This window comes from Nocardioides aquiterrae (assembly GCF_039526625.1).
GTDB classification, from domain to species: Bacteria; Actinomycetota; Actinomycetes; order Propionibacteriales; family Nocardioidaceae; genus Nocardioides; species Nocardioides aquiterrae.
Genome location: NZ_BAAAJE010000019.1, coordinates 106,680 through 128,610 on the forward strand (window position 1 = coordinate 106,680; position 21,931 = coordinate 128,610).

Below are 21,931 nucleotides of genomic sequence, written 5' to 3' on the forward strand. Positions count from 1 at the left end.
TCGGCGACTGGCCCGGCCCCGCGGCGCGGCAGCTGGCCGAGTCGTTGGCGGAGGCCCGGGCCAGCGGCACCGTGTGCCGCGCGCCCGCGTGGCGGATCGGCGAGGAGGGGTCCGCCGCCGAGCTCAGGCTCGACGTGACCGTGGCCCCGCTGCTGGACGAGGAGGGGCGACCCTGGCTGCTGCTCGTCACCGCTCGCGACGTCACGGACGACGTCCGCGGCCCGGCGGGCGGGGAGGTGGTCGCCGAGCTGCAGGACGTCGCCCTGCCGACGGGGCTCCCGGTGCCGTCGGGGGCCCGGCTCGCGGCGCGCTACCTGCTGGCCCAGGACGACCTCGGGGCCGGGGGCGACTGGTTCGACGCGGTGCCGCTGCCGTCCGGGGCGGTCGTGCTGGCCGTCGGGGACGTCGTCGGCCACGGCGCGCCCGCCGCGGCGTTGATGGCCGAGCTGAAGGCGGTCCTCGAGGAGGCGGCCCACCCGGGCGGCGACCTCGTCGAGGTGCTGCGGGCCCTCGACGCCCGTGTGCACCGGTCGCCGGAGGCGCGGACGACGACGCTCTGCGTCGCGAAGTTCGATCCGGCGGTCGCGACGCTGGACTACGTCACGGCCGGCCACCCGCCGCCGATCCTGGTGCCCGCGCGCGGCGAGGCGACGTACCTGCCGCCCTCCGGTGCGGGACCGCTGGCCTCCGGCCTGCCCTACCGGTCCGCGCGCCACCAGCTCGCCCTGGGCGACCTGGTGTTGTTCTACACCGATGGCCTGGTGGAGCGGCCCGGCCGGACCCTCGCGCAGAACACCGTCGACCTCCTCACCGTCGTCGGGGACGTCTGCCGGGCCACCTCGGAGGAGGCGGTCGTCGATCGGGCGTGCCGGCTCACCCCGGAGCTCCTCACGCGCACCACCGGTTACGACGACGACATCGCCCTGCTCGCGCTCCAGGCGGTCCCCCCCGTGGCCCCGTTGGAGCTGCGGCTGCCCGCGGTTCTGGACACGGTCCGGGCGGCCCGGGCCAGCCTGCGGGACTGGCTGCGAGCGCTGGGCGTCGGCGCCCTCGACCACACCGCTCTGCAGCACGCGCTGGGAGAGCTCGTCACGAACGCGGTCGAGCACGCGTACCCGGCCCCGAGCCTGGCGGACACCGTCGACGTCGTGGCCCGCCTCGCCACGGACGGCATGGTCGAGATCGAGGTGCGCGACGCGGGCACCTGGCGCGAGCCCGTACCCGGGCCGGGCGGCCGCGGGCTGGCGATGGCCCGGGGGTTCCTCGACGAGCTCCTGGTCGAGCACGACCCGTCCGGGACCCGGGCGCTCGGCCGGCACCGGGTCAGCCGGCCGGTGCCGCTGCTGCGCGGCACCCGCACCTCCTCGACGCCGGATCCCCGGCGTCGTGGGCGGATCGCGGTGGCGGACGGCGTGGTCCACGTCGCCGGTCCCGTCGAGCGGACGTCGGCGGAGGACCTGCGCGCCGCCCTCGGCCAGGCGTCCTGGGGCGGGGTCCGGCCCGTCACCGTCGAGCTCGCTGAGGTCGAGATGCTCTCCAGCGCCGCGGTGCAGGCGCTGTACGACGCCCGCGCGGCCGGCCCGGTCCACCTGGTGGCTCCGCTCGGCTCACCGGCCCAGCACGTCCTCGACCAGGTCGGGCTGCCGTACGGTCAGCCCTGAGGCCCGCCCCACGGCTCGCGCAGGATCTCCTCCACGAGGTCGAACGCGTCGGCCGCTCCGAGCCGGTCGTAGCCCGGCGGATAGCCCGCGACCAGCATCGCGGCGGCCAGCGCCTGGTCGACGTGGCGACGGGAGAACCCGTGCGCCTGCACGAGGAGCTCGCGCAGCTCCGCGACCGGGACCGGGTCGAGGGTCGGGAGGTCGCCGTCGGGGCTCGGGCCGGCGGTGGGAACGGCGCTCGGGGCGGCGGGTCTTCGCCGGTGGTGTCCGCGCCCCTCCGACGCGTCGCGTCGGCGCCCGGCCGACTCGTCGCGTGCCGACCGGCTCCAGGCCCGCAGGCCCGCCGACCACTCGCGGAGCACGGCGCTGGTCATGAGGATGTCTTGGTGTCGGCGTTCGGTGGCGTTCATCGGTCCTCGGGGGAGTCGCTGTTCGTCCACTGGTCCGGTACCCGGATCACGCGGTCGGACACGCGTGGCGCGGGGACGATCCGGCGCAGCTCCTCGAAGCCGGCCAGCGCGCACACCCGGTCGAAGGTCGACGACGTCCGGACCACCGTGAACCGGCTCCCGCGCAGCGCCAGCAGACGCCGCGCGCCGTCGATGATGCGGAGGGATCCGGCGTCGACGTAGGTCACGGCGCAGCAGTCGAGACGAACGTCGTCGTACTCGAGCGCTTCGGCGATCCGCCACATCAGCTCGGGCCGCAGGGTCAGGTCGACCTCGCCGCCGAGCGCCAGCAGTGCGCTGTCCATCGGTGACCCGATTCGGGAGGCGCCGGTCGCCTGGGCTCAGCGGCGACGCACCTCTGAGGCTACTCGGGCCGGTCGACCGCGTCCATGACCAGCATCGCGGCCGTGGTCGCCCCTCCGTGGTCGCTGAAGTGCGTCAATGTCACCCGGACCTGGACGTGGCGGCCACGCCGGTTGACCGCGTCGAGGTGCAGCTCCGCCGGCTCGGAGGTGCCGTCGGCGAGCTGGGCACGGATCGGCTGGCGGAGCTCCTCGACCGGCAGCCCGATGTCGAGGTTCATCAGGTGCTCGCCGAGCGCCTCGTCCGTGCGGACCCCCCAGAGGTCCTCCGCCCGCGTGTTCCACGCGAGGATCTGCATCTCACCGTCGACCACCACGACGCCCGAGTTCATGCTGCCGAGGACCGCGGTCATGAACCGGTTCAGCCGCTCGACCTCGTCCTGGCGGTCGCGCAGCGCGTCGTTGCTGAACTGGAGCTCGTCGTTCATCGACTGGAGCTCCTCGTTCATCGTCTCGAGCTCCTCGTTGGTGCTCTGCAGCTCCTCGTTGGTGGTCTCGAGCTCCTCGACGGTGCTCTGCAGCTCCTCGTTGGTGGTCTCGAGCTCCTCGACGGTGCTCTGCAGCTCCTCGTTGGTGGTCTCGAGCTCCTCGTTGGTGCTCTGCAGCTCCTCGTAGGCGATCTCCAGCTGCCGGTTGGCGTAGGTGAGCTCCGTCTGGAGCTGCCGGTACTGGGTGACGTCGTTGAGGATGACGGTGACCCCGAGCTCGGTGCCGGCCTCGTCGGCCAGCGGCACCACCTGGATGTCGAACGTCAGCGTCTCGCCGGCACCGCGGACCTGCTCGACGTCGCGGATCCACACCGCCCGCCGCTGCATCCGCGCGTCTTCGATGTGCGTCCGCAGCTCGAGCGGCCGGTAGGAGACCTCGAGATCCTGGATCGGCCGGCCGACGTCCCGCGACGTCAGCCCGAACCGGTGCATCGCCCGGTTGTTGGCCAGCGCAAGACGGCCGTCGGTGTCGACGACGATCTGAGCGGCGGCCGAGGACATCAGGGCGGCGTGGTGCAGGAGGGTCAGCTCCGACTGCTCCTCGTCCTGGACGCCGCCGGGGCCGCTGGAGACCACCAGCCTGCGGTCGCGGGGCTCGGTCGCGATCTTCCTGAAGAACCGGCGCTTGAGCTCGATCGGGCGGAAGTACGCCGAGTGGCTCAGCAGCATCTCGGCCTTGCCGAGGAACAGCACCCCGTCGGGGCGCAGCGCGAAGTGCATCCGGTTGAGGAGCTGGCCCTGCGTCTCGGCGTTGAAGTACATCAGCGTGTTGCGGCACACCAGGACGTCGACGTGCGAGATCGGTGCGTCCTGGACCAGGTCGTTGCGCCCGAAGATCACGGAGCGTCGCAGCTCCTTGCGGAACACGAAACGGGTGCCGGCCGGCTCGAAGTACCTCTCCCGCAGCTCGGCCGGCACGGCCGCCAGGTCGCGCTCGGTGTAGATCGCCTGCCGGGCCTGGGTGAGTGCCTCCTCGTCGACGTCGGTGGCGTAGATCTTCACCCGGTCGCGGAACTCGTCGACGCCGAGCAGCTCGGCGAGCAGCATCGCGAGCGTGTACGCCTCCTCGCCGGTGGCGCAGCCGGCGCTCCAGACCCGGATCGGCTGGCCCTCCCTGCGCGCGAGGATCTGCGGAAGCAGCTCCTCCTGCAGGTAGGTCCAGGCGTCCCGGTCGCGGAAGAAGCCGGTGACGTTGATCAGGATGGTGTTGAAGAGCTGGGTGAACTCGTCCGGGTGCAGGATCAGGTAGTCCAGGTACTCGTCGTAGGCGTGGAGGCCGACCGCCTCCATCCGGCGCTGCACCCGCCGGGCGAGGCTGGCCCGCTTGTAGCCGGTGAAGTCGAAGCCGCGCTGCTCCTTCACGTGGCGCAGCAGGGCCTCGAAGTCCTCGTCGCTGCCGCTCACCCGTGCTCCGTTCTCACGCCCCGGGCGCCGGGGTGTGCTCTCCGGTCATCCGCTCGATCAGCCGGCGGACCAACTCTGCCGCATGCCGCGTCTCCTCGGCGCTCTCCTCGAAGCGCGTCGCCGTGCGGTCGTGGCCGTGCGCCCAGGCCCGCCGCCCGAGGTCGTCGTTGAGCGCCGCCTTCTCCTCGAGCGCCCGGAGCGCCATCCACAGCGCGCTCTCCATCGCGATGGACTGCTGGGCCAGCAGGCTCTCCGGCGACCAGGCGTGGCCGACCCGGCAGCGGTAGCGGCGCAGGGGACCATCGTCGATCTGGTACAGCGCACCCGCGCAGTCCGGGCAGCCGAATCCGGCCGGCGTGCCCGGTCGGTCCGGGTCGTGCAGCGCACCCGGGTCGAGATCGGCCATCTGCGTCTCCTGCTCCATTTCGGCGGGCGGGTCGTCGCCGGTCCCGCCCGACATCTCCGCGACCCACGCCGCGAGCACCTCGCCCATCTTGCGCACGGGCACCTGGTTGCCGGTCCCGGCAGCCCGCGTCGCCGCGAGCGGCATGCTGCCGTACAGCGCCTCGTCCGGGTCCTGGACCAGGAGCCGGCCGCCCTGTCGGACGATGGCGACCGCACCCGCGGCGCCGTCGTCGAGCGAGCCGGACATCACGACTCCGATCACCCGGGAGTCGCGGGCACGCGCCGCCGACCGGAAGAGCACGTCGATCGCGGGCCGGTGCCCGTTCTCCTGCGGACCGTGCGAGAGCTCCGCCCGGTCGTCGACCACGATCAGGTGGTGGTCGGGCGGGGCGACCAGCACCACGCCGGGCTCCAGGCGCTCGCCGGCCGTGGCGTGCCGCACGGGGAGCTGCCCGGCCCGAGTCAGGATCGACGGCAGCGCGCTGGGGGCGTCGCGGGGCAGGTGCAGGACCACGAGGACGCACGCGGGCAGGTCCACCGGCAGCACGGACATGAAGTCACGGAGCGCTTCGACGCCGCCCGCCGACGCCCCGACCACGATCACGGCCACGGGCGGGCCGGGCGGCGAGGAGGGGGTCACGGGTCCACGGTCCCGCATGGGTTTCCCCCTGTCACGCTCTGGGGATGATGTGGGTGCATCTGGGGTGGAGCGGACGCCCGGTCGAGGCAGTACCCAAGGGAATCCATATGGACGCGGTCACTTCCTCGCACGCCGACGGGCCGGCGGCGGGCGATCGGCTCTCGGCCGGTGTCGACGCACTGGAGCGTCGGATCGCGCAGGTCCGCGCGGAGCGCGAGCAGGACGTGCTCGTGCAGGACCTCGAGACGGCGTACGAGGAGCTGCGGACCGCGGAGGAGGAGATCCGCGCTCAGACCGAGACCATCGAGCGGCTGGTCCGGTCCCGCGACAGCCTGCGCGTCCAGCAGGAGCGGGTGCTCGCCGTCCTCCCGGTCCCCGTCGTGCTCACCGACGCCCACGGCGTGATCCGGACCGTCAACGCGGCGGCTGCTCTCGTGCTGAACCTGCGGGTGGACCGGCTGCTCGGCAAGCCCCTGTTCGCGCTCTTCGCAGCCGACGACCGGCGCACGCTGCGCCAGCTTCTCGTGCGCGGGGCGCGGGGCGCGGTGGCGCGGCAGACGGCCACGCTGCTGCCGCGCGGAGCCTCGGCGCGCGCCGTCGAGGTCGTCGTGACCAGCCAGCTCGGCCTGGGCGGCGGCGAGGTGTGCTGGGTCCTGCTCGCCGGCGGCGGTGCCGCGGAATCCGGCGCCGGCGGCGGGGTGGTCGACGCCCTCGCCGCGCTCGCCCTCCTGCCGCAGCACCCGGGATGCCCGCGGGAGCTCGTCGAGCGGGCGGTCCGCATCGTCGGCTCCGCGCTGCCCGCACCGGCCCACGTCTCCCTGGTGACGGGGTCGCCGCTCGAGCCCGCCGCGACGGCCTCCAGCTCCCAGGTCGCCCAGCGCTGGGACGGACTGCAGCTCGCCACGGGGGAAGGCCCGTCGGTGACCGCCCACGGCACGGGCCTGACCGTGAGCAGCCCCGACGTCGGCAAAGACGCGCGCTGGCCGCGGCTGGCGCGGCACGTCGAGCCGGGAGCGGTCGCGGCCGTGGCCGTCCCGGTGCCGTCGGCCGATCGCACCGTCGGGGTCCTGGCGGTGTACGGCGTGCCGGGGCAGCCGTCGGCCCCGGCGGAGCTGGTCGAGCTGTTCGCGGTCACGGTCGGCGGCGTGCTGCACGAGCTGGACCTGGTCCGCGAGTTGGACCGGCTCGAGGCGGACATGCGCCGCGCCCTCGCGTCGCGGGCGGTCATCGACCAGGCCAAGGGCATCATCATGGCCGCCCACGGCATCGACGCCGAGGCCGCCTGGGAGCACCTGCTCGCGCTGAGCAGCGCCCAGCACGTCAAGGTGCGCGAGCTCGCCCAGCGGATCGTCGACCGGGCGGTCGGCACCGGCTGAGGTCCGCCCGCTGCGCGGACAGGGGCTGCGGGGCCCGGGACCGCTGGGCTATCGTGGCCTGGTCATGACGCGCAGCCTCCTCCTTCGCTGCCGCAGCGAGGTCTGAAAGCCGGACCCCCTCGCTGCGGAGTGCGTGTGTGCGCCGGCCCTCACGACCACCCAGCGGAAGCAGGCCCCCATGACCATCCCCAGCCAGAAGCCGAGCGGCATGCCGGTGCACCGGTACCGGCCGTTCCCCCCGATCGACCTCCCCGACCGCACCTGGCCCACGCGCACGATCACCGAGGCGCCCCGGTGGCTCTCCACCGACCTGCGCGACGGCAACCAGGCGCTCATCGACCCGATGAGCCCGGCCCGCAAGATGAAGATGTTCGACCTCCTGGTGAAGATGGGCTACAAGGAGATCGAGGTCGGGTTCCCGTCCGCGAGCGAGACCGACTTCTCCTTCGTCCGCCAGCTCATCGAGGGCGACCACATCCCCGACGACGTGACGATCTCGGTGCTCACCCAGGCCCGCGAGGACCTCATCGAGCGCAGCGTGCAGTCGCTGGTCGGCGTACCCCGGGCGAACATCCACCTCTACAACGCGCTCGCGCCGCTCTTCCGCCGCGTGGTGTTCCGCGCCAGCAAGGACGAGATCAAGGACATCGCGGTCCGGGGCACCCAGCTGGTCATGAAGCACGGCGAGGCCCACCTCGACATGACCGTCATCGGCTACGAGTACAGCCCCGAGATCTTCACCAGCACCGAGCTGCCGTTCTCGGTCGAGGTGTGCGAGGCCGTCTCCGACGTCTGGCAGCCCGATGACGGCCGCGAGATCATCCTCAACCTGCCGGCCACGGTCGAGGTCGCGACACCCAACGTGTACGCCGACCAGATCGAGTGGTTCTCCCGACAGCTCACCCGCCGCGAGAACACCGTGATCTCGCTGCACCCGCACAACGACCGCGGTACGGCGGTGGCCGCGACCGAGCTGGCGGTGATGGCCGGTGCCGACCGTGTCGAAGGCTGCCTGTTCGGGCACGGCGAGCGCACCGGCAACGTCGACCTGGTCACGCTCGGCATGAACCTGTTCAGCCAGGGCGTCGACCCGATGATCGACTTCTCCGACATCGACGAGGTCCGGCGAACCGTCGAGTACTGCACGAACCTGCCGGTCCACCCGCGGCACCCGTACGCCGGCGACCTCGTCTACACCGCGTTCTCCGGGTCGCACCAGGACGCGATCAAGAAGGGCCTGGAGGACCTCGACCGCCAGGCCGCCGAGCAGGGCGTGCCCGTCGCGCAGCTGCCCTGGGAGGCGCCGTACCTGCCGATCGACCCGCACGACGTCGGCCGCACCTACGAGGCGGTGATCCGGGTCAACAGCCAGTCCGGCAAGGGCGGGGTGGCCTACATCCTCAAGGCCGAGCACAAGCTCGACCTGCCGCGCCGCGCGCAGATCGAGTTCAGCCGGGTCGTGCAGGAGCGCACCGACGCGGAGGGCGGCGAGCTCACCGCGGACGAGATCTGGCAGGTCTTCTCCGCCGAGTACCTGGACCGTGAGACGCCGCTGAAGCTCAACTCCGTGCACACCTCGTCCGCGGCCGGGGCCAAGGACGCCCTCGACGTCAACGTGTACGTCGACGGCGAGCTGATGTCGCTGCACGGCGAGGGCAACGGCCCGCTGTCGGCGTTCGTCGGCGCGATCAACGAGCTGCCGCAGGACTGGGACGTCCGGGTCCTCGACTACGCCGAGCACGCACTCTCCGCGGGCGGCGACGCGCTCGCCGCGGCGTACGTCGAGTGCCTGGTGCGCGACCAGGTCTACTGGGGCGTCGGCGTCGACGCGAACATCGTCACCGCGTCGCTCAAGGCGGTGATCAGCGCGGTCAACCGCGCCCGGTGATCACGGCGGTGATCGGGGCGATCGGGAGCCTGATCGTGAACGTCGTGCCCTCGAGGTGGGCGGACCGCACGTCGATCCGCCCCCCGTGGGCCGACACGATCGCGTTGACGATCGACAGCCCGAGGCCGGTGCCCTGGATCGCGCGCTCCTGGGCGGTCGAGGAGCGGAAGAACCGCTGGAACAGCCGCTCCTGCTCCTCGAGCGGGATCCCGATGCCGGTGTCGGAGACCGTCAGGCACGCCTCGCCGCCCACCGCCTCGACCGTGACCGTGATCCGGCCGCCGGGCTCGGTGAACTTGATCGCGTTGCTCAGCAGGTTCGTCAGCGCCCGCTCCAGCTGGACCGCGTCGCCGAGCACCGGGACCGGCTCGCCGGGTGCCACGTTCTCGAGGGTCAGGCCCCGGCCGACCAGCTGGGCGCGCACGGCGTCCTCGGCGCCCACCAGGATCGAGGTCAGGTCGACGGCCCCGCGCTCCCACCGGGCGGCGCCGGAGTCGAGGCCGCTGAGGGTGAGCAGGTCGTCGCACAGCATGATCAGCCGCCGGCCGTTCCGCGCGATGCTCCCCAGCAGCGGCCGCTGCTCCTCGGCGGGCTCGACGAGCGTGCCGTCCTCGAGGATCTCGGTGTAGCCCACGATGCTGGTCACCGGCGTGCGCAGCTCGTGGCTGACCGTCGACACGAAGTCGCTCTTCGCGGTGTCGAGGTCCCGCATCCGCTGCACCGCCAGGCGCTCCTTCTCCAGCGCCGCGATCAGCATCTCCTGGCTGGCGCGGGCCTCGGTCACGTCGCGGCCCACGCACAGGTAGCCGACCCGGGCCGCGATCCGGTCCGCCGCGACGCTGAGCGTCGTCGCCACGGTGTGCCGCCGGCCGTCGGCGCCGGTCCACGTCCAGTCCCGCGTGGCGGTCTCGCCGCCGCCGTCGATGCCCGCCACGAGCCGGGCGAACGCGTCCTCGCCGGTGAGCCCGTCGCAGCGCTGGGCGAGCTCGTCCGGGTCGAGCAGGTCGACGAACGGCGTGCCGACGGTGTCCTGGGCGTCGAGCCCCAGCAGGTTCACGGCTCCGGCGTTGAAGACGGTGATCCGGCCGTGCGGGTCGATGCCGATCAGCGCGGTCGTGATCGCTGCCTCGAGCAGGTGCCGGTTCAGGCCGGCGGCGGTGCGCTCCGCGGTGAGGTCGGTGCCGGTGAGCACGACGTGCGTGGCCCGGTCGCGCTCGTCGCGGACGTAGCTGGTGTTCCAGAGCACGCGGCGACGCTCGCCGGCCCGGGTGACCACGTCGGTCTCCCGGCTGATCTGTGCGTCGATGGCGTCGGGCAGGCCGGCGGGGTACCCGTCCGACCCGGGCGGCGCGAACGGGATGTCCCAGATCCGGGTGCCGAGCAACTCGTCCTCGCGGAAGCCGGTGAGCGCGGTCGCGGCCCCGTTGACGCGCACGACCTCCCCGTACAGGTCGGTCACCAGGATCATCGCCGCCGTGGTGTCGAGCGTCGCGCTGGTGAGCTTCTCCGCGGCCTCGATCCGGCGGCGGGCGTCGTACTCGGTCGTGACGTCCAGCAGCTGGGCGGCGTACGTCGGGCTGGGGTCGGTCGCCAGCAGCGAGACCGCGACCTCCACGCGGGCTCCGGGTCGGCCGCGGACGCCGGTCTGGGACTTCCAGCCGTCGAGGCTGCCGGCCAGCATCCGGGCGGCGATCGGCTCCAGGGGCTCCGCGGTGTCCAGCACCTCGGCGAGGCTGCGGCCCAGCGTGTCGGCGGGCAACAGGCGCGCCGCGGCGTCGTTCATGTCGATGACCTCGAACGGGTGCCCGCCGCGGCTGCGCATCAAGAGCATGCCGACCACCGACTCGGTGAAGTTGCGGCGGAACAGCTGCTCGCTGCTGCGCCGCTGCGCGACGCCGATCGCGAGCGGCAGGGTCATCAGGACCGCCACCACGACGTACGCCTGCACGATCGCCCCCATGCCGAACGCGCTGAGCTCGCCGCGGCGGTTGTCGAACGCGAAGGTGCCGTACCCGAGGGAGCTGAGCACGGTGACGGTGACCGCGAAGCCGAACACCTCCCATGCGACCAGGCGGACGTCGAACCGCAGCGCCGCCCAGATCAGCAGCGGCAACGGGATGAAGTCCAGGCTGAGCGTCTGGTCGGGGGAGAACACCAGGGCGGTCACCGCGGCGAGGGCGCCGAGCTGGAGCGGGAGCTCCCAGGCGAGCCGCCGGGTCCACCGGGCGGCCGGCGACATCACCAGCGGGAGGATCACGAGCACCGACGCGGTGTGCGAGGCGAACACCGCGCGCCAGGTCAGCTGGAACGACCCGTCGGCGAGCGCGGCGGCCGCGGTCGCCGCGATGGTGGCGATCGTGAGGCCGCCGAGCAGGGCCGCGCCGAGGAGCCGGAGCAGCACCTCCACGGTCGCCAGCTCCGGCAGCGTCGTGCGGCCGCCGCGGCGGAGGAAGGACGCGACGACCACCGCCTCGGCGGCGTTCGCGATCGCGTAGCAGCAGGAGAGGTCGAGGGGGCGGTCGCCGATCACGTTGGCCGCCAGGGACATCGCGGCGATGCCGGGGACCAGGGTCCACCACCACGAGCGCGGCGTCAGGCCGAGCAGGGCCACCGCGAGCCCGGCCGCGGGCCACCACGACGCCGCGGGCGACCCCGCCGGCGCCAGCTCGATCGCGGCGACGCCGGCGAGCAGGATCCCGGCGAGCAGCAGGAACGCCGCGGGCCAGGAGATCCGGTCACGGCCCGCGAGCGACATGACCACACCCTAGGGCGTGGCTCCCCGCCCACGGCCTGCTACGCGCCGCCCATCACGCACTCTCGCGGCGTTGCCGTCGCTCGCCGTACAACCCCGGTATGACTTCGCTCCGGCGCCTTGCGAGAGCACGCGCTGGACGACGCTCGCGACGGCCGGTTGCGGGGAGCCACGCCCTATGGTGGACACATGTTGGTGTCGGAGAGGATCGGCCAGTTCTTCGTCGCGTCGGACGCGGGGCGGGACCGCCTGGAGTACACCGAGTACGGATCCGGCGATGCCTGGGTCGTGCTGCTGCCGGCGGAGCTGGCGCCGCGGCGGATGATGCAGCCGCTCGCCCACGCCCTGGCGGCGGAGGGCCTGCACGTGGTCACGCTCGACCCGCTCGGCCACGGGCGCTCCGACCGGCCGGCCGACCCGCACGCCTACTCCGTCACCGAGTACGCCGAGCAGGTGGTCGCGCTGCTCGACCACCTGGGCGCGGCGCAGGCGGTGGTCGGCGGCGTGTCGCTGGGTGCGAACGTCGCCCTGGAGACCGCCGCGATCGCCCCCGGCCGGGTGCGCGGCCTGCTCCTCGAGGCACCCGTCCTCGACAACGGGGTCGAGGCGGGGGTGCTGGTGTTCGGGCCGCTGCTGCTCGCCGCGCGGTTCCTGCCGCTCTCGGTCACGCTGCTGCGCCGGCTCACCCGGCCGGTCCCGCGGGGCATCGTGCCGTTCTGGGCGGGGATCGCCCTGGACGCCTGCGACCAGCGCGCGGACGCCCTGGCGGCCCTGCTGCACGGCCTGTTCTTCGGCCGCGCCGCGCCGTCGTCGAAGGAGCGGCGCCGGATCACGGTGCCCACCCTGGTCGTCGGCCACCCGTTCGACCCGCTGCGGCCGCTGGCCGACGCCGTCACCCTGGCCGACGAGCTCCCGCAGGGCACGTTCGTGCGCGCGAGGTCGGCACTGGAGTGGCGGCTGACCCCGGAGCGGCTGGACCGCGCGGCCGTCGGCCTGGCCACCGGGTGCTGGAAGGCGCCGCGTCGCAGGCGCCGTTCCGGGGCCTGACCCCGCACAATAGGGACGTGCTCTACCGCGACGAGGCGATCGTGCTGCGCACCCACAAGCTGGGTGAGGCGGACCGCATCATCACCCTGCTGACCCGTCAGCACGGACGGGTGCGCGCGGTCGCGAAGGGCGTGCGCCGCACGACGTCCCGCTTCGGGTCGCGGCTCGAGCCGTTCACGCACGTCGATCTCCAGCTCGCCGAGGGGCGCAGCCTGGACACGATCACGCAGGCCGAGACGCTGACGCCGTTCTCGAAGGGGCTGGGCCACGACTACGACCGCTACACCGCCGGCACCGTGATGCTCGAGACCGCGGACCGGCTGGTGTCGGAGGAGCGGCAGCCCTCGGTGCAGCAGTTCCTGCTGCTGGTCGGCGGGCTGCGCGCGATGGTGGCGGGGGAGCACGGCCCCGGCCAGGTGCTCGACTCCTACCTGCTCCGCTCGCTGGCGGTCGCCGGCTGGGCGCCGTCGTTCGAGCACTGCGCCCGCTGCGGCACCCTGCCCACCGCCGGGGGGCGCCAGCGCTGGTTCAACCCGTCGATGGGGGGTGTGGTGTGTGCGACCTGCCGGGTGCCCGGATCCGCCAGCCCCGCGCCGGAGACGCTCGCGCTGCTCGGCGCGCTCCTCGCGGGCGACTGGGAGGTCGTGGACGCCGCGCCGCCGCGCACCCTCAAGGAGGCCAGCGGGCTGGTCGCGGCGTACCTCGCCTGGCACCTCGAGCGGGGGCTCAAGTCCCTGGCGTACGTCGAGCGCTGACGGCCGGGTTCCCACGACAGTGGTGTCGATGGGCTCGTGGTACGCCGCGACGCGGCACCGGGTCCTAGGCTCGGGGCCGTGAGACGCGCCGTCCGCCAGCCCACGCCGCATCCCTCGGGTGCCCGTCCGCCGGCGATCCCGAAGGACCTGGTGCCCCGGCACGTCGCCATCGTCATGGACGGCAACGGGCGGTGGGCCAAGGAGCGCGGGCTGCCCCGCACCCGCGGGCACGAGCAGGGCGAGCACTCGCTGTTCGACGTGGTCGAGGGCGCCATCGAGGTCGGCGTGAAGGCGATCTCGGCGTACGCGTTCTCGACCGAGAACTGGTCGCGGTCCCCGGAGGAGGTCCGGTTCCTCATGGGCTTCAACCGGGACGTGATCCGGCGACGGCGCGACGAGATGCACGAACTGGGCGTGCGCGTCCGCTGGGCGGGCCGGGCGCCCCGGCTGTGGAAGTCGGTGGTCCGGGAGCTCCAGGTCGCCGAGGAGCTGACCCGGGGGAACGACGTGCTCACGCTCACCATGTGCGTGAACTACGGCGGCCGGGCCGAGATCGCCGACACCGCGCGGGCGATCGCGCGCGAGGTGGCGGCCGGCCGGCTGGACCCCGACAAGGTCGACGAGAAGGTGTTCGCCCGGCACCTGTACGTTCCGGAGGTCGCCGACGCGGACCTGGTGTGGCGGACGTCGGGGGAGCAGCGGCTCTCGAACTTCATGCTGTGGCAGGCGGCCTACTCCGAGCTGGTCTTCACGGACGTGCTGTGGCCGGATGTCGACCGACGGCACCTGTGGCAGGCCATCGAGCTCTACGCTCGGCGGGACCGCCGGTACGGCGGAGCGCAGGGCTGACTCGGGAGGCGGGATGGGGCATCTCCACCAGCGGCTGGTCGGGCTGCGCCGGCGGCTGCTGTTCACCGACGAGCCGGACCCGGCGGTCCTGCAGGGCGTCTTCGCGCTCCTCTACGCCCTGGACCTGACGCTCCGGGCCGCCGGTGACGCCGCAGCGCTGGACGTCGGCACCTGGCCGGTCGTCGGCCTGGCCGTGACGGTCGTGACCTGCGCGCTGGCGGCCGTCGCCCCCTGGGAGCGGCTCCCCGGCTGGGCGGCCGGGCTGCTGCCGGTGCTGGATCTCGCCGCGCTCGGGATGTCGCGGGTGGACGAGCAGGGCGGGGCCGCGGGCATCCTGGCCGTCGTCCCCGCGCTCTGGTTGGGCCGCCAGTTCGGCCGCCGCGGCGCGGTGGTGGCGGTTCTCGGCACGACCTTCCTGCTCGCGGTGCCGAGCCTTCTGTACCTCGGGCTGACCGGCGTGAACCTGTCCCGTGCCGTGCTGATCCCCGTGGTCGCCGGCTGGGCGGCGTTCGCGATCTCGTACGCGCTGGAGCGGGTCCGGGCGAGCCGGGACGTGATCGCCCACCAGCGCAGGATCTCCCAGGCGATCTTCGAGACCGTCGACGTCGGCCTGGTGCTGCTCGACCGCCACGGCGCCTACGAGGGCGTCAACAAGCGGCACGAGGACTTCATGCGGCTGGCCTTCCCCGAGGGGCACCTCGGCCGGGCCGGCCAGCTGGGCTTGGTGTTCCACGAGGACGGGACCACCGCGTTCACCCGCGACGAGATGCCGACGTACCGCGCCTCGCACGGCGAGGAGTTCGAGGACATCCGGATGTGGGTCGGGTCCGACCCGCACACCCGGCGGGCCCTCTCCGTCTCGTCGCGGCGCGTCGAGGACGACAACGGCGCCTTCGCCGGGGCGGCGCTCGCCTACAAGGACGTCACCGACTTCATGCGTGCCCTGCGGGTCAAGGACGAGTTCGTGGCGTCGGTGTCGCACGAGCTGCGCACCCCGCTGACCTCGATCAACGGGTACGTCCACATCCTGCTCGAGCGCCACGACTTGCCGACCGACGTGACCGCCCAGCTCGAGGTGGTCGCGCGGAACACGGTGCGGCTGACCCGGCTGGTGTCCGACCTGCTGCACACCGCGCAGGCCGACGAGGCGCCGATGCACGTGGTCCGCGAGGACACCGACCTCGCCGCGGTGGTCCGCGGCTGCGTCGAGGCCGCCGGCCCCGCGGCCGCCCGCGCGGACGTCTCCATCTCCCTGGACGTCCCGGAGACCCTGGTCGCCCGGGTCGACGCCCAGCGGATGGCGCAGGTCGTCGACAACCTGCTCTCGAACGCCGTGAAGTACTCCCGGCGGGGCGGCCACGTGCGGGTCAGCCTCGGCACCGACGCCAACCGGGTGGTGCTCGGGGTCGCCGACGACGGGCTCGGCATCTCCGCGGCCGACCGGGGCCGGCTGTTCACGCGGTTCTTCCGCACCCGCCAGGCCGAGGAGCAGGCCATCCAGGGCGTCGGCCTCGGCCTGAGCATCACCAAGTCGATCGTCGAGGCGCACGGCGGCCGGATCGAGGTACAGAGCGAGCTCGGCGCCGGCAGCGAGTTCACGGTCCGGCTGCCCGACCGCTAGCCCCTACTCGTCCCCGTCGAGGCCGCGCTCGATCGCGTACCGGGTCAGCTCGACGCGGTTGTGCATCTGCAGCTTGCGCAGGGTGTTCTGCACGTGGTTCTGCACGGTGCGGTGCGACAGCACCAGCCGCTCGGCGATCTGCCGGTAGGACAGCCCCGTGGCGACCAGCTTGAGCACCTCGGTCTCGCGCTCGGTCAGGTGCGGCTCGTCCGGGCTGTCCGAGGTGCGCTGGAACTCGCCCAGGACCAGCCCGGCCAGCCCCGGCGTGAAGACCGGGTCGCCGGCGGCGGTGCGGAGGACCGCGTCGAGCAGCTCGTCGCGCGATGCGGACTTCACCAGGTAGCCGGTCGCACCGGCCTTCACGGCGGCGAGCACGTCGGCCTGCTCGCCCGAGGCGGACAGGATCAGCACCTTCACCTCCGGGTCGTGCTCGACCACCGCGGCGGTGACCGCGACCCCGTCCGGCTCCGGGATCTGCAGGTCGAGCACGACGACCTGGGGCCGCGCCGCCGGGAACCGAGCGAGCGCCTCGCGGCCGGTCGCCGCGACGGCCACGACCTCGAGCCCGGCCGCGGCGAGGTCGCGCTCGACCGCGTCGCGCCACATCGGGTGGTCGTCGACCACCATCACGCGCACGGCCTCGCTCATGACGCCGACCCTAGGTCGTCGGTGCGGGGTACGACGATCTCCCACTCGGTCCCGAAGTCGCCGGTCGCGAGCTCCGCGGTGCCGCCGAGGTCCGCGATCCGGCCGCGGATCGACTCGACGATGCCGAGCCGGCCCTCCGTGGCCGCCTGGTCCAGGCGCCCGGCCGGGATGCCCGGCCCGTCGTCGCGCACCGACACCTCGACCCGGTCGGGGAACGCCTGCAGCAGCACCCAGGCAGGCGCGTGCTCGCCGACGTGGACGCGGACGTTGTCCAGGCAGGACCGGGTCGCGGCGACGACCTCGCGGGCGGTCGGGGCCGGGACCTCGACCGGTGTCCCGGGCGTGGCCACGGTGACGGTCCGGCTCCCCAGCCGGGCCAGCTCCGACGCCAGGTCGGCGGTCGCGTCACCGTGGACGGTCGTGACCGCGTCCTGGGCGCGGATCAGCTCGCGGAGCGCCCGCTCCTGCTCCCCGGCCAGCCGGCCCAGCTCGGCGGCCTCGCCGCCCAGCTCGGGGGCGCGGCGCTGGACCAGCGCCAGCACCTGGAGCACGCCGTCGTGCACGATCCGCGCGAGGCGGGCGCGCTCGGCGGCCATCGCCGACTCCCGTTCGGCGGCGTCGCGCTCGGTGGCCATCAGCTGCAGCGAGTCGCACATGAAGCCGACGATCGCCCCACCGAGGATCAGCAGGAAGGCGTTCCCGTAGTCGGACGCGTCGATCTCCTGGCGGGCCAGGTCGGCGGCCGCGAGCAGGACGCCGGCGGCGAGCCCGCCGAACAGCCGGTAGTGGATCGCCCAGGCGAACAGCGCGCCCATGATCCAGAAGCCCGGCAGGCTGGCCGTGAGGTCGGGGCCCTTGACCCACGGCGTGGCGAGCGTCAGGGCGACGGCGAGGGCCAGGTCGGCCGTGAGGAGCGGGAAGCCGCGCCGCCGCTTGTCGGCGTACGCCCAGGTGGCGAAGCCGGTCCACAGGACCATCGCCGCCACGCACGCCGCGGCGGCGATCGGGTGCGCGTAGTCGGCGGCGTGGTAGAGGTTGAACGCCACGGCGTTGACGAGCAGCACGATGCGCAGGACCGCGAGGGCGCGGAACATCCGGTCCTTGACGGCGATCGAGGCCGGCGACGTCCACGAGCTCACAGGCCGCAGTGTCGCAAAGGTTCGGGGCGGCCGGGGATCTGAGTACCCGTGCGGATGCCGGCCGGTCGCGGCCCGGCCGAGGATCGTGGGCATGGACGCACCCACTCCCACCCCGAAGAACACCGCCGCCTTCTACGCGCAGTCCGCGATCGCGTTCGGACTCGCCCTCTTCACGATGCTGGCCGCCGTCTACTACCTGCCGGCCGACCCGTGGCCCAAGGCCTTCCTCGGCCTCGGCACCGTCTTCCTGACGACCTCCGCCTTCAGCCTCGCCAAGTGCGTGCGCGACGCCCACGAGAGCCAGTACGTCGTCTCCCGGCTCGACCAGGCCCGCGTCGACCGGCTCCTCGCCGAGCACGACCCCTGGAGGGAGGTCGGCTGAGCGGTCACCCGCGGGTCGCCTGCACGAAGGTGATCCGCCCGAACCGGTGGTCCGCGTGATCCACCTCCCGCGCGTCGGCGAACCCCGCGTCGGTGAGCAGCGCCGGGATGCTCCGGCCGCGGTCGTGGTCGTGGTCGTGCCGGTGCCCGCGGTGCTGGGGTGCCCGGCCGCCGGCCAGGTCGATGATCGTGACCGTGCCGCCCGGGCGCAGCACCCGCAGCGCCTCCCGCGCGAACGCCGCGCGGTCCGTCTCGCCGACGTGGTGGAGGGCCAGGGCCGACACCACCCGGTCCACGGATCCGTCCGCGGCCGGCAGTCGGTCCGCGAAGCCCTGGAGAAGCTCCAGTCGGACGCCGCGGCGCCGCGCCTTGCGGGCCGCGACCCGCAGCGCCTCCCCGTCCGGGTCCAGCCCGGTGACCAGCGCCGCCGGCTGCGCGGCGAGGATCGCCAGCGCCAGGTTCCCGGTCCCGCAGCCGACGTCCAGGACGGCCTGGCCCGGCGCGACGGCCGCGATCTCGACGCCCCGCCGGTGCAGCCGGCCGACGCGGGCGAGCCGCGAGCGGACGTCGTACAGCGGCATCAGCCGGCGCCACATCCCCGGCAGGAAGGTGCGGGCGCGCTCCGCGGCGGTCCGCTGGTCGCTGATGGCTGCTGTGGTAGACCTGGTCACGTCATCAGTCTTGGACATCTTGTGGTGCGCGAGCAGGAGGAATGTCGGCGGACGTGGGACGATCCTTGGCGCGCGGCGTCCGGTCCGTCCGCGCGGACGGCACCCCGGTCTACCGGTACGAGCGCCGGCCGGGTCGCCTGCCGGTGTCCGTCCGCCGCTTCGACGCCGGCGCCGAGCCCCCCGGCGCACCCGACCACCGGCACGCCCACGACTTCCACGTCCTGCTCTACGTCGAGCGGGGCGGGGGCTCGTTCGCGGTCGAGGGCGAGGAGCGCGCCCTCCGGCCCGGTGTGGTCCACGCGCTCGCACCGGGCGAGGTGATCGCCGCCCCCGCGGCGGCCCCGAGCCACGACGGCCGCGCGTGGTCGGTCGCGTTCACGCCGGACGCGGTGCCCGAGCTCGCGGACGTCTCGCCACTGACGTGGCCGCACCATCCGCTGCTCGCGCTGTTCGCCCCCGGGGCCGGCACGGCCGAGGTCGCGGCGGCCGACCGGGCGCGGTGGCGGAGCTGGCTCGAGGACCTGGCGGACGAGGCCGGCCGGCCGGACCGGCTCGGTGCGCACGAGGCGGCCGGCGCCCTGCTGACCCGGCTGCTCGTGGCATCCGCCCGCCTGGCGCCGGCCGTCCCCGGCGCGCCGGACCCGGTGGTCCAGCGGGTGTTCGAGCAGATCGAGGCGACCTTCCGGGAGCCGGTGTCGGCGGCCGACGTCGCGGCGGCGCTCGGGTACACCCCCGGCCACCTCACGACGCTGATCCGCAAGCGCACCGGCCGGCCGCTGCTCGAGTGGATCACCGAGCGCCGGATGACCGAGGTCCGCCGGCTGCTGCGCGAGACCGACCTCCCGCTCGCGGTCGTGGCATCGCGGACCGGCCTGCGCGACGCGTCGTACCTGGTCCGGCGGTTCCGCGCCCGGTACGGCGCGACCCCGCAGGCGTGGCGGCGCAGCCAGCGATCCTGACGGCACCGCCGCCGCTCAGACGCCCACCCGCCGGCTGCGCCGCTCGACGAGCACGACGTCCCGCCAGCGCCCCGCGAGCGGCCCGTAGGTCATCCGGCCGACCCGTTCGCGGACGCCGACCTCGCGGAACCCGGCCGCCGTGTGCAGCGCGAGGCTGGCGGCGTTCTCGGGGAAGACGCCCGACTGGATGGTCCAGATCCCCGCTGCCTCCGTCGCGGCGACCAGCGCGTCGAGGAGCGCCCGGCCGACCCCGCGGCCGCCCGCGGCCGGGTCGACGTAGACCGAGTGCTCCACGACCCCGGCGTACACGCAGCGGTCGGACACGGCCGAGGCTGCCGCCCAGCCGGCCACGTGGCCGTCCTCGACCGCTACCAGGCGCAGCCCGGGGAGCTTCGCCGCATCGAACTGCTCCCACGTCGGCGGCTCGCTCTCGAACGTCGCGTGGCCGGTGGCGATGCCCGCCGCGTAGATCCGCTCGACCTCCGGCCAGTGCTCGCGCGTCAGGGGGACCACGGTCACGGCGCCAGCTCCGCCACCAGCAGCTCGACCCGGCGCCGGATCTCGTCGCGGATCGGCCGGACGGTGTCGATGCCCTGCCCGGCCGGGTCGTCGAGGACCCAGTCCTCGTAGCGCTTGCCGGGGAAGAACGGGCACTCGTCGCCGCAGCCCATCGTGACGACGACGTCCGCCTCGCGGACCGCCGACTCGGTGAGCAGCTTCGGCGCCTCGGCGGTGATGTCGATGCCCTCCTCGGCCATCGCCGCGACCGCGACCGGGTTCACCTGGTCCGCGGGCTGCGAGCCGGCGGAGAGGACGTCGACCCGGTCGCCGGCGAGGTGCTGGAGGTAGCCGGCGGCCATCTGGGAGCGGCCGGCGTTGTGGATACAGACGAACAGCACGGTCGGGCGGGTCATCGAGCCTCCTGCGGGGTCGGGTGGAGCAGCAGGACCAGCGCGGCGCCGAGCGCCCCGCCGACCAGCTGCATGAGCACGAACGCCGGTACCGAGCCCGGCTCGATGCCGGCGAAGGTGTCGGAGAACATGCGCGCGACGGTCACGGTCGGGTTCGCGAAGCTGGTGGAGCTGGTGAACCAGTACGCCGCCGCGATGTAGCCGCCCACGGCGAAGGCCACGGTCTCGATCCGGGGCGAGCGCAGCGCGCCGAACACGACCAGCACCAGCCCGGTGGTCGCGACGACCTCGCCGAGCAGCTGGCCGGAGCCGCCGCGCTCGTGGCCGGAGAGCGTCACGGCGTCCAGGTCGAACATCAGGTTGGCGAGCACGACACCGGCCAGGCCGCCGGCCAGCTGGGCGAGGACCAGCGCGGCCGCGGTCGTCGTGTCGATGCGGCGAAGGACCCGCTCGACGAGCGTGACGACCGGGTTGAACGAGGCCGAGACCGGTTGGAGGGCGAGGATCAGCGCGACGAGCACGGCGCCGGTGGCGAGGCTGTTCTCCAGGAGCTGCAGGCCGGTGTCGCCGGGGGAGAGCCGCTGGGCGGCGATGCCGGAGCCGACCACGCCCGCGACGAGGAACGCCGTACCGACCAGCTCGGCGACGGCGCGGCGGACCAGCGTCACGCGGTGACCCCGCCGAGCAGGGCGGCGAGGTCGCCGAGAGCCGCGGTGTTCACCCGGTAGTAGACCCAGACGCCGCGCTTCTCGCGATCGAGCAGGCCGGCCTCGTGCAGCAGCTTGAGGTGGTGGCTGATCGTCGGCTGGGACAGCTCGAAGGCGTCGTTGAGGTCGCAGACGCACGCCTCGCCGTCGGCGTGCGACGCGACGAGGGAGAGCAGCCGCAGGCGGACGGGGTCGGCGATCGCCTTGACCAGCGGCGCGATCCGCTCGGCGGCGTCTGCGGACAGCGGCTCGCGGGTGACGGGGGAGCAGCAGGCGACGGCCTCGACCGGGGTGAGCTCGAGAAGGGACTTCGACATACGTCAATATTGACATACGTGAATGTCTGGGTACAGTCGGCAGTACATCGACAATCATCTATGTCTCAGGAGGAACCATGTCCCGCATCCAGGTCGCGCTCAACGTCGACGACCTCGACACCTCGATCGCGTTCTACTCCAAGCTGTTCGCCACCGAGCCGGCCAAGGTCCGGCCCGGCTACGCGAACTTCGCCGTCGCCGAGCCGCCGCTGAAGCTGGTGCTCATCGAGAACGCCGGCCACGGCGGCTCGATCAACCACCTCGGCGTCGAGGTCGCCGACACCGACACCGTCGACGCCGAGCAGACCCGGTTGGCCGCGGCCGGCTTCGCCTCGATCGACGAGCGCGACACCACGTGCTGCTACGCGAAGCAGGACAAGTTCTGGGTCGAGGGCGCCCCCGACGGCGAGCGCTGGGAGGTCTACACCGTCCTCGCCGACAGCCCGACCCCGAACGGCGAGGAGGTCGGCGCGGTCTGCTGCGCCTGAGCGCGGGGTTCGG

The 21,931-nt window shown here is 73.7% G+C and carries 22 protein-coding genes; 10 read left to right on the plus strand and 12 right to left on the minus strand.

From position 1 onward, the window contains the following. A partial coding sequence (locus ABD086_RS17985; RefSeq protein ID WP_343908983.1) for a SpoIIE family protein phosphatase occupies window positions 1–1,661 on the plus strand: 1,661 nt, incomplete at its 5' end. Here ABD086_RS17985 and ABD086_RS17990 read toward each other — a convergent pair. The 4 genes from ABD086_RS17990 to ABD086_RS18005 are packed head-to-tail and all read right to left on the minus strand — an operon-like array spanning window position 1,652 to window position 5,409. Then, window positions 1,652–2,035, minus strand: a complete 384-nt coding sequence (locus ABD086_RS17990) for a hypothetical protein (protein WP_343908984.1) — start codon at window positions 2,033–2,035, stop codon at window positions 1,652–1,654. The two genes, ABD086_RS17985 and ABD086_RS17990, sit on opposite strands and share 10 nt — an antisense overlap. Before the next feature lie 32 nt (window positions 2,036–2,067). Further along, window positions 2,068–2,415, minus strand: coding sequence for an STAS domain-containing protein (locus ABD086_RS17995; RefSeq protein ID WP_343908985.1), 348 nt, complete (start codon window positions 2,413–2,415; stop codon window positions 2,068–2,070). Between the two features lie 59 nt (window positions 2,416–2,474). After that, entirely contained in the window at window positions 2,475–4,364 is a 1,890-nt protein-coding gene (locus ABD086_RS18000; protein WP_343908986.1) for a CheR family methyltransferase, read from the minus strand. A gap of 13 nt (window positions 4,365–4,377) precedes the next feature. Next, entirely contained in the window at window positions 4,378–5,409 is a 1,032-nt protein-coding gene (locus ABD086_RS18005; protein ID WP_343908987.1) for a chemotaxis protein CheB, read from the minus strand. Window positions 5,410–5,516: 107 nt separating this feature from the next. On the opposite strand from ABD086_RS18005, the gene ABD086_RS18010 reads away from it, so the two are divergent. Both ABD086_RS18010 and leuA read left to right on the plus strand, forming a co-directional pair. Then, window positions 5,517–6,785, plus strand: coding sequence for an ANTAR domain-containing protein (locus ABD086_RS18010; protein ID WP_343908988.1), 1,269 nt, complete (start codon window positions 5,517–5,519; stop codon window positions 6,783–6,785). Between the two features lie 178 nt (window positions 6,786–6,963). Beyond that, on the plus strand, window positions 6,964–8,673 hold the full coding sequence (leuA, locus tag ABD086_RS18015) for a 2-isopropylmalate synthase (protein WP_343908989.1): 1,710 nt from the start codon (window positions 6,964–6,966) through the stop codon (window positions 8,671–8,673). Here leuA and ABD086_RS18020 read toward each other — a convergent pair. Then, complete coding sequence (locus ABD086_RS18020; RefSeq protein ID WP_343908990.1) at window positions 8,657–11,428, minus strand: ATP-binding protein; 2,772 nt, start codon at window positions 11,426–11,428, stop codon at window positions 8,657–8,659. The genes leuA and ABD086_RS18020 overlap by 17 nt on opposite strands. Before the next feature lie 186 nt (window positions 11,429–11,614). On the opposite strand from ABD086_RS18020, the gene ABD086_RS18025 reads away from it, so the two are divergent. The 4 genes from ABD086_RS18025 (at window position 11,615) to ABD086_RS18040 (ending at window position 15,697) form a co-directional block, all read left to right on the plus strand. After that, a complete protein-coding gene (locus ABD086_RS18025; RefSeq protein ID WP_343908991.1) occupies window positions 11,615–12,472 on the plus strand; it encodes an alpha/beta fold hydrolase in 858 nt (285 codons plus the stop codon). A 17-nt stretch (window positions 12,473–12,489) separates the two neighbouring features. After that, the gene (gene recO, locus ABD086_RS18030; RefSeq protein ID WP_343908992.1) at window positions 12,490–13,227 is read left to right on the plus strand and encodes a DNA repair protein RecO; all 738 of its coding nucleotides are present in this window, start codon (window positions 12,490–12,492) and stop codon (window positions 13,225–13,227) included. A 78-nt stretch (window positions 13,228–13,305) separates the two neighbouring features. Continuing rightward, window positions 13,306–14,076 carry an isoprenyl transferase gene (locus ABD086_RS18035; RefSeq protein ID WP_343908993.1) on the plus strand — a complete coding sequence of 257 codons (771 nt, stop codon included), beginning with the start codon at window positions 13,306–13,308 and terminating at the stop codon, window positions 14,074–14,076. Between the two features lie 13 nt (window positions 14,077–14,089). Continuing rightward, window positions 14,090–15,697, plus strand: a complete 1,608-nt coding sequence (locus ABD086_RS18040) for a sensor histidine kinase (RefSeq protein WP_343908994.1) — start codon at window positions 14,090–14,092, stop codon at window positions 15,695–15,697. 3 nt (window positions 15,698–15,700) lie between these two features. Here the strand turns inward: ABD086_RS18040 and ABD086_RS18045 are convergent, their stop codons facing one another. Both ABD086_RS18045 and macS read right to left on the minus strand, forming a co-directional pair. Beyond that, window positions 15,701–16,345 carry a response regulator gene (locus tag ABD086_RS18045; RefSeq protein WP_343908995.1) on the minus strand — a complete coding sequence of 215 codons (645 nt, stop codon included), beginning with the start codon at window positions 16,343–16,345 and terminating at the stop codon, window positions 15,701–15,703. Next, on the minus strand, window positions 16,342–17,484 hold the full coding sequence (macS, locus tag ABD086_RS18050; protein WP_343908996.1) for a MacS family sensor histidine kinase: 1,143 nt from the start codon (window positions 17,482–17,484) through the stop codon (window positions 16,342–16,344). The genes ABD086_RS18045 and macS overlap by 4 nt, the downstream gene beginning before the upstream one ends. Before the next feature lie 91 nt (window positions 17,485–17,575). Here macS and ABD086_RS18055 point away from each other — a divergent pair, with 91 nt between their 5' ends. Then, window positions 17,576–17,866 (plus strand): YiaA/YiaB family inner membrane protein, encoded by a 291-nt coding sequence (locus ABD086_RS18055; protein WP_343908997.1) that lies wholly within the window; start codon window positions 17,576–17,578, stop codon window positions 17,864–17,866. 4 nt (window positions 17,867–17,870) lie between these two features. On the opposite strand, the gene ABD086_RS18060 is transcribed toward ABD086_RS18055, so the two are convergent. Further along, window positions 17,871–18,536: a class I SAM-dependent methyltransferase gene (locus ABD086_RS18060; protein WP_343908998.1), complete on the minus strand. Its 666-nt coding sequence runs from the start codon at window positions 18,534–18,536 to the stop codon at window positions 17,871–17,873. A gap of 53 nt (window positions 18,537–18,589) precedes the next feature. Here ABD086_RS18060 and ABD086_RS18065 point away from each other — a divergent pair, with 53 nt between their 5' ends. After that, the gene (locus ABD086_RS18065; RefSeq protein WP_343908999.1) at window positions 18,590–19,495 is read left to right on the plus strand and encodes a helix-turn-helix transcriptional regulator; all 906 of its coding nucleotides are present in this window, start codon (window positions 18,590–18,592) and stop codon (window positions 19,493–19,495) included. A gap of 15 nt (window positions 19,496–19,510) precedes the next feature. Here ABD086_RS18065 and ABD086_RS18070 read toward each other — a convergent pair whose 3' ends face one another. The 4 genes from ABD086_RS18070 to ABD086_RS18085 are packed head-to-tail and all read right to left on the minus strand — an operon-like array spanning window position 19,511 to window position 21,430. Continuing rightward, window positions 19,511–20,014, minus strand: a complete 504-nt coding sequence (locus tag ABD086_RS18070) for a GNAT family N-acetyltransferase (protein ID WP_343909000.1) — start codon at window positions 20,012–20,014, stop codon at window positions 19,511–19,513. After that, window positions 20,011–20,409, minus strand: a complete 399-nt coding sequence (locus tag ABD086_RS18075) for an arsenate reductase ArsC (protein WP_343909001.1) — start codon at window positions 20,407–20,409, stop codon at window positions 20,011–20,013. Before ABD086_RS18075 ends, ABD086_RS18070 begins: the two co-directional genes overlap by 4 nt. Continuing rightward, window positions 20,406–21,074, minus strand: coding sequence for an aquaporin (locus tag ABD086_RS18080; protein WP_343909002.1), 669 nt, complete (start codon window positions 21,072–21,074; stop codon window positions 20,406–20,408). Before ABD086_RS18080 ends, ABD086_RS18075 begins: the two co-directional genes overlap by 4 nt. Beyond that, window positions 21,071–21,430 (minus strand): metalloregulator ArsR/SmtB family transcription factor, encoded by a 360-nt coding sequence (locus ABD086_RS18085; protein WP_343909003.1) that lies wholly within the window; start codon window positions 21,428–21,430, stop codon window positions 21,071–21,073. Before ABD086_RS18085 ends, ABD086_RS18080 begins: the two co-directional genes overlap by 4 nt. Window positions 21,431–21,507: 77 nt before the next feature. On the opposite strand from ABD086_RS18085, the gene ABD086_RS18090 reads away from it, so the two are divergent. Then, the gene (locus tag ABD086_RS18090; RefSeq protein WP_343909004.1) at window positions 21,508–21,918 is read left to right on the plus strand and encodes an ArsI/CadI family heavy metal resistance metalloenzyme; all 411 of its coding nucleotides are present in this window, start codon (window positions 21,508–21,510) and stop codon (window positions 21,916–21,918) included. Window positions 21,919–21,931 lie beyond the last annotated feature (13 nt).